The sequence below is a fragment of the Allobosea sp. P5_A5 genome (genome assembly GCF_056400625.1).
In genome coordinates, this window is the sequence record NZ_JBFUKY010000002.1 from 68,102 (window position 1) to 83,579 (window position 15,478).

19 protein-coding genes and 2 tRNA genes are annotated in these 15,478 nt (G+C 64.1%); 17 read left to right on the top strand and 4 right to left on the bottom strand.

Annotation, left to right across the window (positions count from 1 at the left end):
• Positions 1 to 45: 45 nt before the first annotated feature.
• From AC1DR6_RS03900 to AC1DR6_RS03910, 3 genes are read left to right on the top strand one after another with little or no spacing between them, the layout of a single operon-like run.
• Positions 46 to 807: a glycosyl hydrolase 108 family protein gene (locus tag AC1DR6_RS03900; protein ID WP_476827883.1), complete on the top strand. Its 762-nt coding sequence runs from the start codon at positions 46 to 48 to the stop codon at positions 805 to 807.
• The gene (locus tag AC1DR6_RS03905) at positions 800 to 1,345 is read left to right on the top strand and encodes a hypothetical protein (RefSeq protein ID WP_476827884.1); all 546 of its coding nucleotides are present in this window, start codon (positions 800 to 802) and stop codon (positions 1,343 to 1,345) included. The genes AC1DR6_RS03900 and AC1DR6_RS03905 overlap by 8 nt, the downstream gene beginning before the upstream one ends.
• Positions 1,345 to 1,938: a hypothetical protein gene (locus AC1DR6_RS03910; protein ID WP_476827885.1), complete on the top strand. Its 594-nt coding sequence runs from the start codon at positions 1,345 to 1,347 to the stop codon at positions 1,936 to 1,938. Before AC1DR6_RS03905 ends, AC1DR6_RS03910 begins: the two co-directional genes overlap by 1 nt.
• Before the next feature lie 76 nt (positions 1,939 to 2,014).
• Here the strand turns inward: AC1DR6_RS03910 and AC1DR6_RS03915 are convergent, their stop codons facing one another.
• Positions 2,015 to 2,377: a hypothetical protein gene (locus tag AC1DR6_RS03915; protein ID WP_476827886.1), complete on the bottom strand. Its 363-nt coding sequence runs from the start codon at positions 2,375 to 2,377 to the stop codon at positions 2,015 to 2,017.
• A 217-nt stretch (positions 2,378 to 2,594) separates the two neighbouring features.
• Here AC1DR6_RS03915 and AC1DR6_RS03920 point away from each other — a divergent pair, with 217 nt between their 5' ends.
• Positions 2,595 to 2,810 (top strand): hypothetical protein, encoded by a 216-nt coding sequence (locus tag AC1DR6_RS03920; RefSeq protein WP_476827887.1) that lies wholly within the window; start codon positions 2,595 to 2,597, stop codon positions 2,808 to 2,810.
• Between the two features lie 478 nt (positions 2,811 to 3,288).
• On the opposite strand, the gene AC1DR6_RS03925 is transcribed toward AC1DR6_RS03920, so the two are convergent.
• Complete coding sequence (locus tag AC1DR6_RS03925; protein WP_476827888.1) at positions 3,289 to 3,894, bottom strand: hypothetical protein; 606 nt, start codon at positions 3,892 to 3,894, stop codon at positions 3,289 to 3,291.
• Positions 3,895 to 4,028: 134 nt separating this feature from the next.
• Between AC1DR6_RS03925 and AC1DR6_RS03930 the strand changes: the two genes are divergently transcribed.
• The 3 genes from AC1DR6_RS03930 to AC1DR6_RS03940 are packed head-to-tail and all read left to right on the top strand — an operon-like array spanning position 4,029 to position 5,393.
• A complete protein-coding gene (locus AC1DR6_RS03930) occupies positions 4,029 to 4,211 on the top strand; it encodes a ribbon-helix-helix domain-containing protein (RefSeq protein ID WP_476827889.1) in 183 nt (60 codons plus the stop codon).
• Between the two features lie 25 nt (positions 4,212 to 4,236).
• A complete protein-coding gene (locus tag AC1DR6_RS03935; RefSeq protein WP_476827890.1) occupies positions 4,237 to 5,121 on the top strand; it encodes an ORF6N domain-containing protein in 885 nt (294 codons plus the stop codon).
• Positions 5,118 to 5,393, top strand: a complete 276-nt coding sequence (locus AC1DR6_RS03940; protein ID WP_476827891.1) for a hypothetical protein — start codon at positions 5,118 to 5,120, stop codon at positions 5,391 to 5,393. Before AC1DR6_RS03935 ends, AC1DR6_RS03940 begins: the two co-directional genes overlap by 4 nt.
• Before the next feature lie 58 nt (positions 5,394 to 5,451).
• Here AC1DR6_RS03940 and AC1DR6_RS03945 read toward each other — a convergent pair whose 3' ends face one another.
• Positions 5,452 to 5,697, bottom strand: a complete 246-nt coding sequence (locus AC1DR6_RS03945) for a hypothetical protein (RefSeq protein WP_476827892.1) — start codon at positions 5,695 to 5,697, stop codon at positions 5,452 to 5,454.
• An 85-nt stretch (positions 5,698 to 5,782) separates the two neighbouring features.
• A tRNA-Pro gene (locus AC1DR6_RS03950) sits at positions 5,783 to 5,859 on the bottom strand.
• 176 nt (positions 5,860 to 6,035) lie between these two features.
• Between AC1DR6_RS03950 and AC1DR6_RS03955 the strand changes: the two genes are divergently transcribed.
• The 10 genes from AC1DR6_RS03955 to AC1DR6_RS04000 all read left to right on the top strand — a co-directional run bounded on the left by AC1DR6_RS03955 (position 6,036) and on the right by AC1DR6_RS04000 (position 15,478).
• A tRNA-Gln gene (locus AC1DR6_RS03955) sits at positions 6,036 to 6,110 on the top strand.
• A 226-nt stretch (positions 6,111 to 6,336) separates the two neighbouring features.
• A complete protein-coding gene (locus tag AC1DR6_RS03960; protein ID WP_476827893.1) occupies positions 6,337 to 7,464 on the top strand; it encodes an ABC transporter ATP-binding protein in 1,128 nt (375 codons plus the stop codon).
• Positions 7,461 to 8,738: an ABC transporter substrate-binding protein gene (locus AC1DR6_RS03965; RefSeq protein WP_476827894.1), complete on the top strand. Its 1,278-nt coding sequence runs from the start codon at positions 7,461 to 7,463 to the stop codon at positions 8,736 to 8,738. The genes AC1DR6_RS03960 and AC1DR6_RS03965 overlap by 4 nt, the downstream gene beginning before the upstream one ends.
• On the top strand, positions 8,738 to 9,643 hold the full coding sequence (locus tag AC1DR6_RS03970) for a carbohydrate ABC transporter permease (RefSeq protein ID WP_476827895.1): 906 nt from the start codon (positions 8,738 to 8,740) through the stop codon (positions 9,641 to 9,643). The genes AC1DR6_RS03965 and AC1DR6_RS03970 overlap by 1 nt, the downstream gene beginning before the upstream one ends.
• Complete coding sequence (locus AC1DR6_RS03975; RefSeq protein ID WP_476827896.1) at positions 9,640 to 10,488, top strand: carbohydrate ABC transporter permease; 849 nt, start codon at positions 9,640 to 9,642, stop codon at positions 10,486 to 10,488. Before AC1DR6_RS03970 ends, AC1DR6_RS03975 begins: the two co-directional genes overlap by 4 nt.
• Before the next feature lies 1 nt (position 10,489).
• Positions 10,490 to 11,440 carry a carbohydrate kinase family protein gene (locus AC1DR6_RS03980; RefSeq protein WP_476827897.1) on the top strand — a complete coding sequence of 317 codons (951 nt, stop codon included), beginning with the start codon at positions 10,490 to 10,492 and terminating at the stop codon, positions 11,438 to 11,440.
• A 129-nt stretch (positions 11,441 to 11,569) separates the two neighbouring features.
• The gene (locus AC1DR6_RS03985; protein WP_476827898.1) at positions 11,570 to 12,031 is read left to right on the top strand and encodes a MarR family winged helix-turn-helix transcriptional regulator; all 462 of its coding nucleotides are present in this window, start codon (positions 11,570 to 11,572) and stop codon (positions 12,029 to 12,031) included.
• Positions 12,024 to 13,235 (top strand): HlyD family secretion protein, encoded by a 1,212-nt coding sequence (locus tag AC1DR6_RS03990; protein ID WP_476827899.1) that lies wholly within the window; start codon positions 12,024 to 12,026, stop codon positions 13,233 to 13,235. Before AC1DR6_RS03985 ends, AC1DR6_RS03990 begins: the two co-directional genes overlap by 8 nt.
• A gap of 17 nt (positions 13,236 to 13,252) precedes the next feature.
• Positions 13,253 to 14,806, top strand: coding sequence for a DHA2 family efflux MFS transporter permease subunit (locus tag AC1DR6_RS03995; RefSeq protein ID WP_476827900.1), 1,554 nt, complete (start codon positions 13,253 to 13,255; stop codon positions 14,804 to 14,806).
• A 147-nt stretch (positions 14,807 to 14,953) separates the two neighbouring features.
• Positions 14,954 to 15,478 (top strand): WecB/TagA/CpsF family glycosyltransferase, encoded by a 525-nt coding sequence (locus AC1DR6_RS04000; protein WP_476827901.1) that lies wholly within the window; start codon positions 14,954 to 14,956, stop codon positions 15,476 to 15,478.

Consider the following 15,478-nt stretch of genomic DNA (forward strand, 5'->3'; position numbering starts at 1 on the left):
GACCCGCCCGCCTCGCGCGGGCTTTTTCATGCCCGGAGACTGCCTATGAGCGATCGTTTCTCGATCTGCCTGCCGATCACGCTCGCCTATGAGGGCGGCTTCACGCTGAACAGCGCCGACCCTGGCAACTGGACGGGTGGTGCAGTTCGCAAAGGCGTGCTTCGCGGTACCAACATGGGGATATCGGCCAAGGCCTTCCCCGATCTCGACATTCGAGGGCTGAAGCTCGCCGACGTCGCCCCGATCTATCGGCGTCAGTATTGGGACGCGGCCGGTTGCGGGGGCTATTTGCCCGGCGCGGACCTGGTCGTGTTCGACGGCGGCGTCATGTCGGGCGTCTCGCGCTCCGTCGGCTGGGCCAAGTCAGTCGCTGCCGGCGCAGACGCCAAGGTTTTCGTCGCGCAATACTGCGACCTGCGGCTGGGCTTCCTGAAGCGGCTGGGCACCTTCAAGACATTCGGCGGCGGCTGGTCGAAGCGTGTGGCCAGCATCCGGGCCAAGGCGACGACCATGGCGCTCGCCTTCATGGGCGTGACTGGCGCCGCCGCGGCGCAGCAGCTTCAGGCTGAGGCCGCGCGCGCCGAAGGGCAGGCCAAGGCCGATGCCGGCAAGGCGAAGGTGGCCGGCGCTTCAACCGTGCCGACGCCGATCGTGGCGCAACAGGTTGGCGTCGAGAACGCCACAAGCTGGACCGTGCTGATCCTGCTCGCACTCACCGTGCTGGGCGCGGCGGCGTTCCTCATCATCCGAGCTCGCAACCGGCGCGACGAGGCGGTCGCGTTCCGAATGGAGGCCGCCAATGCCTGATATCCTCGAAACCATGGCCAGCACGCTTGCCAAGCAAGGCGCGCCTGTCCTCGGCGGCATGATCGGGACCGCGATCGGCGGCCCGGCCGGTGCAGCTGTCGGCGGGCTCGCGGGCAAAGCGATCGAAGCGCTGGCCGACGCGTTCAGCGTGCCTGCAACGCCCGAGGCCGTGAACGAGGTCGTGCAGAAGCAGGCGGCGCCGCCGATCATCGCCGAGGTCGAGGAGCAGGCGAGAGCGATGCTGCCGATCTGGACCATGGAGGCGCAGCGCGCGGCGGACAATGACGCGACCGCACGGGATAAAGGGTTCGGCGCCTGGGAGTTCTGGCGCGGGGCATGGCAAGCCGCCATCATCGGCGGATGGATCGTCATCCTGCTCACCGCGTTGTTCGGGGGAGGGTGGGTCACACCGCTCGTCAAGCTCGAAGACATCATCAGCACATGGGGCAGCGTCACGATGACCTGGCTGGTGGTCTTCAACGGCGGGCACACCCTCAAGGAGGTTGCCCCCTCGATCGGTTTCGGAAGGCGCGGTTGATGTCTGAGACCAGAACCGAGGAACGGCTCGGCAAGCTCGAGACCGAGTTCGCCATCGTCAAGAACGACCTGACGGCGATCGGGCAAAGCCTGAGCGCGTTTCGCGGCGAATGGTCGAAGAAGGCCGAAGACGACCGGACAGCGCATCGGTCAGAGCGCCTGCGCATGCCGCAGGTTGTCGCCATGATCGGTACCGCGGTAGTCGTCACAGGCGCTTCGCTTGCAGGGCTGCTCTATCTCGTCAACGGCCAGGTCTCGACCGCGCGCGCCGATCTATCGGCCCAGATCCAAGCGACCCGACAATCGGGTGAAGCGAACATTGCTCAGGTCGGCCTGGCGGTCCGGGGGCAAGGCGACAGCGTCACGGCGCTCAACGGGGCGATACAGACGATACAGCGCGAGCAGGCGCTCGATCGCGTCAAGCTCGGCCTCGTTGACCAGATGGCGACGAACAACGCCAAGTTCATCGACCAGGCGCAGGGCTTCGACGCTTCGATGGCCCGGCACGAGGAGAGGCAGCGCGCCACAGACGACAAGCTAAAGGCGATGGAAATGCTGGTTCGCGAGATTGCCGCCCGCCGCCCCCAATCCTGATCGACGCCGGCGTCGTCGCGACGCATGACGAGGTTGAGGCGGCCTTTACAGCCGCGCTCGCACCAGCGATCGAGGCTTAAGCCCGCTTGAACTCGATGTTGCAACGCTTCTGGATGGAAGCCTGCTCAATGGCTTCCATTTCGCCCTTCAGGCGCGCGACCTCGGCGGCAGACGCCCCTTCGCCCTTGATGAAGAATAGGGCCGGCCAGAACAAAACTACGCCGACAGTAGTGGCGACAGCGTCGCCCGTAGCTTTGCTGTCCTGAGCGCCACTTGAGGCGATAGCGCGCGCAGAAACGCGGGTCGCTTCTTCCTCAAGCATCCGACAGTTGTAACTTGCATACTGGTTCGGTGAAACATACGCGGCAGCGATGTTCTCTGATCTCGACGCGCAGCCAGCGAGACTGGCGGCAACCGCCACCGCTACATATTTTTTCATGAGATAGCCCCTTTAAACCCCGGGCTTTCTCTGCATGACGCGCGTCTGCGAGTCCACGGGCGGAAGGCTGCAACCTTTGGATGATCCGCTTCTGATCTGACTGAAAATCTGAATGGCAACCGTGGTCGGTCGGGCCTCATCGCCGAGCCTAAACTTGCGCTATTGTTCCCTTGGCTGATCGGCTCTAATCCCGCCATCGTTCGGGGGGGAACGAGCCATGCCATTTTCGTCACTGAGAGATCCTGTGGACCTCGCGCGAGCATCGGCGGCCATCGAAAGAGCCTGGGCCGAGGTCAGTGCTTCGGTTGAGCCTTCAGAAGCCGAAAAAGAACGGGCACGGCTCGCCTACATCGTGGCCGGATTCGCAATGGTGGCGCTGGACGAGGACGATCTGGCTAGGCGCGCCGTGGAGCGGTTCCGCCGGCAGGGTTAGACGCAGTGCCGGAGGGTAGTCTAAAGGCGATCGCGAGCCTCGGGACTCTCGCGTTAAAGTAGTGTTACGTTGCGGAACAGCCAGAGCGAGGCAGTCGGTGCCTATCGATCTGTGCTGACATGGAGGGCTTTATGCGACTGGGCAGAAGTCTACCCCTCTTCACCGCAGCGATCTGGGCAATCGCGACATCGGCGTCGGCGCAAAACGGGAACCTTTTCCCGAAGTTTGAACCTAGACCGCCATCGATCGAGACGTTCAGGCCGCCGCCGCCGCCTTCGACATCTTACCCGAGTATCAATCGCGATAGCTCTGGAGAGCCGCGTTTGAACGTCAACAAAGATGTTTCTCTGGGCGGCGAAATCAAGTCCGACGGCGGCAGCGGGAATGTCCGCTTTCCCGCTCCAAAGGGCCTTCAGTAAACAGAAGCTCGTTTAATTGGCCCGGTCTCGCTTCGGCGGGGCCGGGCTTTTTGCGCGTGTTAAGGCTTCGGTGCTTTGCGTGTGTTTAGGACACGCTTGGCCTTTTTGTTGGCCCCGATCTGCTGTGATGCGGCTGCCCCTTCGTCCTTTGATTCCGGAGCTGACGGCTGCGCCTCGCTCCGCTCCCGGGCGGATTTGCGTATCTCTTCAACCAACGCTAGCCGGCTCTCACTATTGGGAAGAATTTCCGGTTTGACCTTGGTGGGAAACTGCGATTCGAAGTGCTGGCGAGCGATTAAGTCGGCTTCGTCGTCAGGCATGTCCGGGTTTTCGTTCAAGATTGAAGCAGCGAGAAGTTCCTCAGACACTTTGCGCGCAAGCTGATTTCTCGCCCTAAGGCTCTCTACCTCAAATTCTGCCTGCTCGATGTAATCAGCGATCAGCTCCATCGGTGGAAATTGGCCACGCAAGAATTGCATGATGATTTCATTGCCCACATCAGATCGCTTTGAGAGGACGTCATACGTAAGCCCTCTCTGAATTAGCTGTCGTATCGCTTCCGCTCTTGATCTAATTCGCCGTGCAAAGCCCCAATCATCCAGGGCTTCTGCCTCAGATGGCGACATCATCATCTGAAATTTGATGGTCTTCTTGTCGCCGGCCATTGGTCTCGCCTCTCGGCAGCGTTGTCTCTCATCTCAGTTATCCCCACAAGATGGGGAACCTCCATCACTTCCGTTTGACGTGGTTATCGATTTATGATGATCATCCGTCGCTAACGGAAGTGATGGAGGTTTTTATGGTGAGGCAGGTTGCGGGGGTGTCGCCCCAGAAGATGGAAAAGACCCAGATCCAGCACGATGCCGAGTTCATCGCCCGGGTCGATGACTACCGATATGCCAATCGCATTCCGACGCGGTCGGAGGCGATAAGGACGCTGGTGCGGAAGGGATTGGAGGCCGAGCGCAATGAGCGGGCCTAAGAGAGCAGCAGCGACAGGGGAGAGCTTGGCGGCCACCGCCCCCGTCGCTGCCAGAGCAACCCACAGCACAGGGGTACTGCAGATGCAGACCGACGATACCAAACTGCCGGCCGAGATTGAAGCGCTTTGTCGCGAGCCGATCGTCCATGATGGACGGCGGGTGATGACTACGGATCAGCTTGCGCTCGCCTACGGCACCGACGCAGGCAACATCACCGACAACCTCAATCGCAATTTGGACCGCTTCGTCGAGGGCGAGCACTTCGTGAAGCTCACCGGCGAGCGGCTGCGCCAGTTCAAGAGGCAAACCGCTCACAGCGGTTTGGTTCACAAGTTCGCCTCGCACGCGATCCTCTGGCTTGAACGCGGCGCGCTTCGGCAGGCCAAGCTTGTCCAGACGGACAAGGCCTGGGAGATATTCGGCAAGCTTGAGGACGCGTATTTCGTCTTGGCGGCTGAAAGCCGAGATCCAGCCCCCGCGCTGACGACCCGCATCCGCGACGCGGTGTCGGTCTTCGCCTCGTATCGCCGCCTCGGCCGTCTGATCGGACTGGACAAGAACCAGGCGACGATCTCGGCCAACGAGGCCACGCTCAAGCGCACCGGCGAGAACGTTCTTGCCGATGTCGGCGTGACGCATCTGCTGGCGCCCGAGCAGGAGGCCATCCTGACGCCTACTGAGATCGGCGAGCGTTTGGGCGGCCTCTCCGCGAAGAGGGTCAATCTGTTGCTGGTGCAGGCCGGGCTTCAGATGGCAGGGCAAGGCGGTCCCGCCTGGGAACCGACGGCGGCGGGCGAGCGGTACGCCAAATGGCAGGACACGGGGAAGAAGCAGGGCGGCGTACCGATCCGGCAGCTCAAATGGCTGGCCTCGGTGCTGGACGTTCTTCGCGGACAGGTGGCCGCATGACCGACACCGAAGATCGACTTGTCCCCAGAACACACAGCGATCCACAGGCTGGGGCCGACCGTGAGTTCGGCCTGCTCGACCTCGAGAACGACATCAAGGCATCGCGCGAGATGGCGGACGCGGTATTTGAGCTCGTGCAGCAGGCGGCTCTTCACGGCGCCACCGAGCGCGACTTCAACGCTCTCCTGCGATGCTGCGTCGTGCTTCAGAACTTCACGTCTCAAGCGCTCGAAATCTGGCAGGGCGCCATCGACGCACGCCAAGCGGCCTAAACGCGAGGGTATCACGACCGTCGTTACACCTTGGAGGCCGGCTCAACTCAGAGCCGGCCTATTTTGCTTCGCCGCGCAATAGCGCATCGATCATATTCCCCGGGTTGGCATCGAGGTCGGAGAATGCGGCATCGAGCTGGAACCGGTCCCAGATCACCCGGCCGTCAATCCGCTTGCCGCGCGGCATGCGACGATCTTGGACGAGCTGATCGAACTTGGTTGTGCCGACCCCGATATACCGCGCCGCTTCCTCTCTCGACATGCCGCGAGGCGGGTAGGCGAGGGGATCAGGCTTCAGCGTCATGGAGGTTTCTGTCGGGATATCTGTCGGGCAAAGAAAAAGGGCCTCGCGGCCCTGTTCTCAACCCACTGATTTCTCAAGGGATTTTTGGTCGGAGTGGCAGGATTTGAACCTGCGACCCCCTCGTCCCGAACGAGGTGCTCTACCAGGCTGAGCCACACTCCGATCAACTGGTGGCCGGCTTATAGCCAGCAGCTTCGCAGGGCGCAACAGCCTGTTTACGTTCCAGGCCGTAATTCTTGTGGCACGGACATTGTGGTGAATGCGGCAGGCGAAAGCGGCGCGGCCGACCCGGAGGCTGTTGCGCCAGCCGTTGGGGCGGTCTAGAAGGCCCGCCACGGTGGGGCGTCGCCAAGTGGTAAGGCAGCGGTTTTTGGTACCGCCATTCGGAGGTTCGAATCCTCCCGCCCCAGCCAGCTGGCCGCTACTTTTGCTCTACTGGCCCAGTATGGCGCCTTCGGGAGGCGTTCCATCCCGAGATGAGCTTGGCATTGCCCGAATTGCCGATTTGTTGCCGGCAAAAAGCCCGCTATACCTCCCTCGACGACTGAGGGCGACGATGGCGATGGTGCGGGTGGTCATGACGGCAGGAGCCGGCAAGCTTTCATCAGATCGTCATGTGCCGCTTCTAGCTGCCGCGCTATGATATCCGCCCCCGAGAGCCGCGATGCGATCCGGCTGGAGAACGTGCGCAAGCAGTTCGGCCAGACAGCCGCGCTGGATGGCATTTCGCTTTGCGCCAAGCCGGGGAGCTTCGTCGTTCTGCTCGGCCCCTCCGGCTGTGGCAAGTCAACGTTGCTGAGGGTGCTGGCGGGGCTGGAGCGGGCGGATTCCGGCGCGATCGAACTGTCCGGCCGCGATGTTTCGAGGCTGGCGCCGGCGCAGCGCGGCATTTCGATGGTGTTCCAGTCGTATGCGCTGTTTCCGCACCTGTCCGTTGCCGAGAATATCGTCTTCGGGTTGAAGGCGCGCCGCGTGCCGACGGCAGAGCGCGCGGAGCGGCTGAAGCAGGCGGCGTCGCTCGTCGGGCTCGGTCATCTGCTCGACCGGCGCCCATCGCAGTTGTCCGGCGGGCAGCAGCAACGCGTGGCGCTGGCGCGCGCGATCGTGGCGCAAGCGCCGATCTGCCTGATGGACGAGCCGCTCTCAAATCTCGACGCCAAGCTGCGCAGCGAGATGCGTCGCGAAATCCGCGGGCTGCAACAGCGGCTTGGCCTGACCATGGTCTATGTCACGCATGACCAGGCGGAAGCGATGAGCATGGCCGACCAGGTCGTGCTGATGCGCGATGGGCATGTCGAGCAGGATGCGAGCCCGGCCGAGCTTTATGCCCGGCCGGCGACGCGTTTCGCCGCCACCTTCATCGGCGCGCCACCGATGTCACTGCTGCGGCTTGCGACCGGGCCGGGTGGTGCGGTGTTCGAAGGCGCGCCCGATCAGATCGTGGCGCCGATCCAGGCGGCCGGGCATTGGCTCGGTGTCAGGCCGGAGGAGGTCGTGCCGAGCGACAATGAGGGACTGCCGGCATCGGTGTCCGGCGTCGAGTTCCTTGGCGGCGAGACAGTGCTCAGCTGCGCCATCGGCGCCGGCACTCAAACGCTTCAGGTGCGGGTAGCGGGCTGCTCTACGCTGGCGATCGGCTCCCCCCTTCGTCTCAAGCTGCCGACAATGCTTCATTTCTTCGACGACGCCAGCGGGCGGCGGATCGACGACATCGTCCCGAGTTCGGCTTCACTTCATTCCAGCAAGGACAATGCGACATGCAAATGACCCGCCGTACCGCGCTTGGCGGCCTCGCCGCCTCGACGCTGATCGCCAGCCCCGCAGTGCGGGCACAGACCCCGGTCGAGCTGACCTTCAACTATCCCGTCGCGGTTGGCGGCCCGATCACCAAGGTGATCGACGGCTATTGCGCTGATTTCGAGAAGGAAAACCCCGGCATCAAGATCAAGCCGGTCTATACGGGCTCCTATCAGGACTCGATCACCAAGGCGCTGACGGCGGCCAAGGGCGGCGATTCCCCGGATGTCGCGGTGCTGCTCTCGACCGACATGTTCACCCTGATCGACGAGGGCGTGGTCGTCTCCTGGAACGAGCTGCCGGGCGTGGACAAGGGCTGGATCGACGGTTTTTATCCCGGTTTCATGGAAAACAGCCGCACCGGCGGCAAGACCTGGGGCATTCCGTTCCAGCGCTCGACCATCGTGATGTACTACAACAAGGAGGCCTTCAAGGCCGCCGGTCTCGACCCCGAAGTCGCGCCGAAGACCTGGGACGAACAGGTCGAGTTCGCCAAGAAGCTGACCCTGCGCCAGGGCGACAATGTCAGCCAGTGGGGCATCCAGATCCCGTCCTCGGGCTTTCCTTACTGGCTGTTCCAGGCGCTGACGACGCAGGCCGACGTGCGCCTGATTAACGCCGAGGGCAACCGCACCTTCTACGATGATCCGAAGGTGGCCGAGGCGCTCGGCTATTGGCGCGACCTCGTGACCAAGCACAAGGTCCACCCGCCCGGCATCGTCGACTGGGGGACGACGCCGCGCGACTTCTTCGAGAAGAAGGTCGCGATGATGTGGACCACCACCGGCAACCTGACGAACGTCCGCAGCAACGCCAAATTCCCGTTCGGCGTGGCGATGCTGCCGGCCGGCAAGAAGCCGGGCAGCCCGACCGGCGGCGGCAATCTCTACGTCTTCAAGGCGGCATCCGCCGCCAAACGCGAGGCGGCTGTGAAGTTCGCCAAGTTCCTGACGACGCCGGAACGCGCGGCGCAGTGGGGCATCGACACCGGCTATGTCGCGGTGAGCCCGGCCGCCTGGGAAACGGCGAAGATGAAGGACTATGTCGCAGGCTTCCCGCCCGCCGCCGTGGCGCGCGACCAGTTGCCGTCAGCCGTAGCGGAACTCTCGACGCATGAGAACCAGCGCGTGACGCAGGCGCTGAACAACGCGCTTCAGGCGGTGCTGACCAACCAGAAGGAGCCTCAGCCGGCTCTCGCCGCGGCGCAGGCCGAGGCCGAGCGCATCCTGCGCAGCTATCGCTGATGGATGGCGCAAGCCTCGGCCGGAATTTCGGGCGGGAGCGCACCACGCTCCATGCCTGGCTGATGCTTGCGCCGGCGATGATCTTGCTGGTGGCGTTCACGCATTATCCCGCGCTCGCGACCATCTGGCATTCCTTCTTCTCGACGCCGAAGGGTGCGCGGCCGGCGCGCTTCATCGGCGTCGAGAATTACGCAGTCCTCGTGGATGATCCGGTTTTCTGGATCGTGCTCAAGAACAACGTGATCTATGCGCTGGGCACCGTGCCGCTCTCGATCGGGCTGGCGCTCGCCATGGCGCTCTGGGTCAACGGGCGCATTCGCGGCAAGGCTGCGATGCGGATGGCGTATTTCGTGCCGACCGTGCTGCCGATGATCGCGGTCGCTAATCTCTGGATGTTTTTCTATACGCCGGACTATGGCGCGATAGACCGGCTGACACGGTTCTTCCTGGGCTGGAGCGCGACGAATTGGATCGGCTCCCAGCAGACTGCGCTGGGTGCGATGATGGTCGTCGCGATCTGGAAGGAGGCCGGCTTCTTCATGATCTTCTACCTCGCGGCCCTGCAAGCGATCCCGCCGGTGCTGCACGAGGCGGCGGCGGTGGAGGGGGCCTCGCGCTTCTACACCTTCCGCCGAGTGACACTGCCGCTGCTGGGGCCGACGACGCTGTTCATCGCGGTGAACGCGGTGATCAATGGTTTTCGGCTTGTGGACCACATCATCGTTATGACCCATGGCGGGCCGGACAACGCCACCGCGCTGCTGCTGACCTATATCTACGATGTCGGCTTTCGCTATTGGGACACCGCCTTGGCCTCGGCGCTGACCGTGGTGCTGCTGGCGATCCTGTGCCTGCTTGCGGCCGCGCAGTTCCTGCTCGTCGGCCGGCGGACGCATTATCGATGAGCGCGGTTTCGGCATCGTCGGCGGTGAGGCGCGGCGGCTTCGATCCCGGCCATTGGCTGGAGACGGCGGCGGCCTGGCTACTGGCCGTAATCTGGGCCGCGCCGCTGCTTTATGCGGTCTGGGCCGCGTTCCATCCAACCGGATATGCGGCGCGTTTTGAACTCACCGCGCCGCTGACGCTGGATAATTTCGTCGCCGCCTGGCACGCCGCGCCGTTCCCGCGCTATTTCCTCAACACCGTGCTGCTGGTGACCTTCGTCACCGGAGCGCAATTCGTGCTCTGCACGCTCGCGGCCTTCGTCTTCGCGCGCAGCCGCTCGCGCTGGATGGGACTGCTGTTCGCGCTGGTGCTGGTGCAGCTGATGATCATGCCGGACATGCTGATCGTCGAAAACTATCGCACCATGCGCGCGCTCGGACTGGTCGACACCATCCTTGCCATCGGCCTGCCCTATGTCGCCTCTGGCTTCGGCATCTTCCTGCTGCGGCAGACCTTCATGCAGGTTCCCAAGGAGCTGGAGGATGCCGCGCGCGTCGAGGGTTGCGGCACCTGGGCGATCCTGTGGAAAGTCTATGTGCCGCTGGCGAAGCCGACCTATCTCGCCTACGGGCTGACCTCGGTCGCTTATCACTGGAACAACTTCCTCTGGCCGCTGGTGATTACCAATACGGTCAATACGCGGCCGCTGACGGTGGGGCTCGCCGTCTTCGCCTCGACCGATCAGGGCATCGACTGGGCGATCATCAGCGCCGCAACCCTCCTGACGGCGGCGCCGCTGCTGCTGAGCTTCCTGCTGTTCCAGCGGCAATTCGTGCAATCCTTCATGCGTGCGGGCATCCGCTGAGATGGCCACGGTGCTGGTCTGCGGCGAGGCGCTGATCGACCTGTTCGTCGAGCGGGCGGACGGCGCCACCATGCCGGCGCGCGCCGTTCCAGGCGGCTCGCCCTTCAATGTCGCGATCGGCCTGGCGCGGCTGGGGGTCGGCTCTGGGTTTCTCGGCGGGGTGTCGCGTGACCGTTTCGGCGCGTTCCTGGCCGGGCGGCTTGAGGAAGAGGGCGTCGATACGTCGTTTCTCGTCCGCAGCGACCGGCCGACGACGCTGTCAGCCATCGTGACCGGCCCCGACGGGCAGCCCGGCTATTCGTTCTACGGTGGCGGTGCGGCCGATCGCGGCGTCGAAATCGCGGACCTGCCGAGCGCGCTGCCAAGCGATGTCCAGGCGTTGAGCTTCGGCTCCTACAGCATGGCGGTCGAGCCGGTCGGGTCAACCTTTGCCGAATTGGCGGAGCGGGAGCAGAGCCGGCGGGTGATCAGCGTCGACCCGAACCTGCGGGCCTCGGTTGTTGGAGACCTCGCCCTCTGGCGCGCGCGGATGGAGCGGTTCTGCCGCTGCGCTACCATCGTCAAGGCGAGCGACGAGGATGTCCGTTCGGGTTGGGAGGGGCAACTTTCGCCGGAAGCTGCGGCCGAAAACTGGCTCGACCTTGGCGCCAGGCTCGTCGTGATCACGCGTGGAGGGGAGGGCGCCACGGGTTTCCACGCAGCAGGCTCGGTTTCCATACCGGCGCGCACCGTGGCGGTCGTGGATACGGTGGGTGCGGGCGACAGCTTTCACGCTGCGCTCCTCGCCGGACTGGCCCGGAGCGGCCGATTGAACCGGGATGCCATCGCCGGACTCGATCCGGTTGCGGTCTCCGAATTACTCGAATACGCCGCTGCGGCCGCAGCCCTGACGGTTGGCCGGCATGGCGCCGACCTGCCGCGCGCTGTCGAATTGCCGCCTTTTCTTTCCTAACCAATCGCACTCAGGTTCTTCTTCCGCTATGCGTCCAGTGCGTGGCGGGAGCGCTTGCTGTGGTCTGTCATACGCTGGTCGCGCGTGACTAACGCTATTATATAGATGCTTATGACCAGCAAGCCTAAGATGCCGCCGCCGACGGTGGGGTTCCTGCTCCACGACGTGGCGCGCCTCCTGCGCAAGCGTTTCGAGCAACGGGCCCGCGAGCTTGGTTTGACGCGCTCGCAATGGCAGGTGCTGGCCTATCTGGATCGCAACCCCGGTATTCAGCAGGGCGCCCTGGCGGAGTTGATCGATGTCGAGCCGATCACCGTCGGGCGGATCGTCGACAAGTTGGAAAGCTGCGGGTTGATGGAGCGCCGTTCGCATCCGACCGATCGCCGCGCCTGGCAGTTGCATTTGACCGACAAGGCCGGCCCCAAGCTCGCCCGCATGCGGGTCATCGGCGAGGTGACGCGTGGCGAGGCTTTCCTCGAAATTCCGGACGCCGAGCGGGAGCAGCTGCTCGCGACGCTCCAGAGCATGAAAACCAATCTCACGGCCGCCTGTCAGATGCCGGTGGTCGAAAGGCAGGCGCAAAATGGATGACGCAGCCAAAAGAAGCGATGTCGCCGCTTCCAAGACGGGCACGGCACCGCCCAGCAACGTGACCGAGATGCGCCGTTCGGAAGCGAAGGGCGCGGACCCTTCCCAGGATGTGTCGACGGCCTCTCCGGTTGCCGCGGCCGACGCGCCGAAGGGCCGGCGCAGCCGGGTTCGGATGGTGCTGTTTGCCCTGCTGCCGATCGCGCTGATCGCCGGTGGGTATTGGTACGTCACCGGCGGGCAGGTGATGTCGACCGACAATGCCTATGTGCAGGCCGATATCGTTGGGATTTCCACCGACGTCGCGGGCACGGTCAGCGAAATCGAGGTCCACGACAACCAGGCGGTCAAGGCCGGCGATCTGCTGTTCCGGCTCGATGACGCCCAGTTCCGTTTCGCGCTTGAGCGGGCCGATGCGCAGATCGGTGTGGTGCGCAATGATCTCGAAGCGCTGAAGGCAAGCTACCAGAGCATGCAGAGCCAGATCTCGCAGGCGCAGAGCGATATTGCGTTCTACGCGACCACCTTCAAGCGTCAGCAGGACCTCGCCGGCAAGTCCTTCGCCTCTCAGGCGACGTTCGACCAGGCCAAGCACGAACTCGACGGCGCCACCTCCAAGCTCACCCAACTCGAAAGCCAGCTCGCCGGTATCTCCGCCAATCTGAACGGCAAGCCCGATGCGCCCGTCGAGGAGCATCCGCGCTACAAGGACGCGGTTGCAGCAAGAGCGGAGGCGCAGCGCCAGCTCGACCACGCCACCGTGCGCGCGCCGATGAACGGCGTCGTCACCAACGTGCCGTCCCTACAAAAAGGTCAGTACCTCGCGGCGGCGACGATGGCGTTCAGTCTGGTCTCGACCGAGCATGTCTGGATCCAGGCCAACCCCAAGGAAACCGAGCTGACCTGGGTCAAGCCCGGCCAGAGCGCCGAGGTCTATGTCGACAGCTATCCGGGTGCGGCCTGGAAGGGCACGGTCGACAGCATCAGCCCGGCTTCGGCGGCGAGCTTCTCATTGCTGCCGGCGCAGAACACAAGCGGCAACTGGGTCAAGGTCGTGCAGCGCATCGCCATGCGCGTGAAGATCGACACGCCCACTGAGGCGCCGCAGCTGCGGGCGGGCATGAGCGTCACGCTCGATATCGAGACCGGCCATGCCCGCGGCGTGCCGGGCCTGACGAGTTCCGCCTTCGGCCAGACCCGCAAGTAAACGAAACGAGGCGGGTCATGGCCAGCGCAACTCCGGATCCCGCAGCGGCGCCCGTCGCCAATCGCGGCGCGATCACCGCCTGCGTCATCCTCGCGGTGATCATGCAGGCGCTCGATACGACGATCGCCAACGTCGCCTTGCCCTATATCCAAGGCAGCGTCTCGGCCAGCGCCGACCAGATCAACTGGGTGCTGACCTCCTATATCGTCGCCGCCGCGATCATGACGCCTCCATCGGGCTTCCTGGCGGCGCGGTTCGGGCGCAAGCGGGTCCTGTCGGTCGCGATCGCGGGCTTTGTTGTGGCGTCCATCCTGTGCGGCGCGGCGCAGACCCTGACGCAGATCGTGGCGTTCCGCCTGCTGCAGGGTTTCTTCGGCGCTTCCCTCGTGCCGCTGTCCCAAAGCATCCTGCTCGATATTTACACGCCCGAGGAGCGCGGCTCGGCGATGGCGCTGTTTGGCGTCTCCGTGATGGTTGGACCCGTGCTGGGACCGGTGCTCGGCGGTTGGCTGACCGAGAATATTTCCTGGCGGTGGGTGTTCTACATCAACCTGCCGCTCGGCATCCTCGCCTTTGTCGGCGTCTCGATGTTCGTGACCGAGACCAGCAAGAATGCGCTCGCCAAGCTAGACTGGATCGGTTTCGGCTCGCTCAGCCTCGCGATCGCCGCCCTGCAGCTTTTCCTGGACCGGGGCGCGCAGCTGGACTGGTTCGACTCGTTCGAGATCATCGTCGAAGCGGCCGTCTGCGCCGGCGCGGCTTATATCCTGGTGGTCCACACGTTCACGGCGAAGAATTCCTTCATCAAACCGCGGATGTTCCTCGACCGGAACTTCAATGTCGGGCTGATCTTCATCTTCGTCGTGGGGATTTGTTATCTCGCCTCATTGGCGCTGCTCACACCCTTTCTCCAGACGCTGCTCGGCTATCCCGTGGTAACGGCTGGCATCGTCATGGGCCCGCGCGGTCTGGGCACCATGGCGTGCATGTTCCTGGTGGGGCGTCTGATCGGCAAGGTCGACATCCGCATTCTGCTGGGAAGCGGGCTGCTCGTCAGCGCCTGGGCGATGTACGATATGGCGGGCTGGACGCCGGACGTCTCACAAAGCCGGATCATGATGACGGGCTTCGCGCAGGGTGCTGGGCTTGGGCTGCTGTTCGTGCCGCTGACGACGATCACCTTCGCGACGCTGCCGGCCGAACTGCGCGGCGATGGCACCGGCCTTTACAACCTCTCGCGCAATATCGGCTCAAGCGTTGGCATTTCGCTCGTCAGCTACCTCCTGACGCGCAATCTGCAGGTGAATCACGCCGAGATCGCGAATTACGTGACACCGTTCAACCGGGTGTTCGAAATCCCGGCGATCAAGAACGCCTGGGACCCGATGACGCTCGCCGGGCGGGCCGCGCTGGACGAGGTGATCAACCGGCAGGCGACGATCATTGCCTATATCGATGATTTCAAGCTCCTGATGCTGCTTTGCCTGGCTGCGATGCCGTTCCTCGCCTTGCTGCGGACCCCGAAGCAGCAGAGCGCGCCCGCCGACGACCATGCCATGGTGATGGAGTGAGTACCCCGCCCGCGCCGCGTCGGCGGCCTTGCGGTTCGGCGTCGCGATAACTAAAATTTTAACGGACTGGCGTCTCATGTCAGGCATTCGCTGGCGGACCGTTCCGGATCCTCAAGCGAAGCCGCCTCTAGACCGGATGGCAACAGCGTGACGACCGACACGATCAGCGATCCCTTGGAATTGTCCGCCGCCGGCGAAGCGAAGGCGGCTGGCTCCGCGCTCGGCGAAACGCTGCGCCGCTGCGCGGAGACCGGTCGCTCGGTCTTCCTGTTCGGCGGCGATGCGGCGACCATCCGCGCCCTGCGTGAGCGGGTGGCGGCAGATTATCCGCGCTTGCGAATTGCCGGCATCTGCGACGCCGATTTTTCCGGGCCGGTGGGCCAGGCGATCCTGACGCACATCGCAGAGCGCAAGCCCGACGTCTTCGTGCTGGATCTGCCTTCGAAGCGACATCGCGCGCTGATCGCCGAGGTGGCCGCCTGCGGGCTGCGCTTCACCTTGATCAACCGCGCCGGCAGCTTTGCGCGCTATGCGGCGGGGCAGGGCGGCAACTCCGGGCTGGGATCGTTCATCCCGTTCCGGAGGCAGGTGGGCACGCTGCGGCGCTTCGCCGGAATCGTCCTGCGCCAGTTCATGCAGCAGAGCGGGCCACGCCTCTCGGCCCGCGACTGA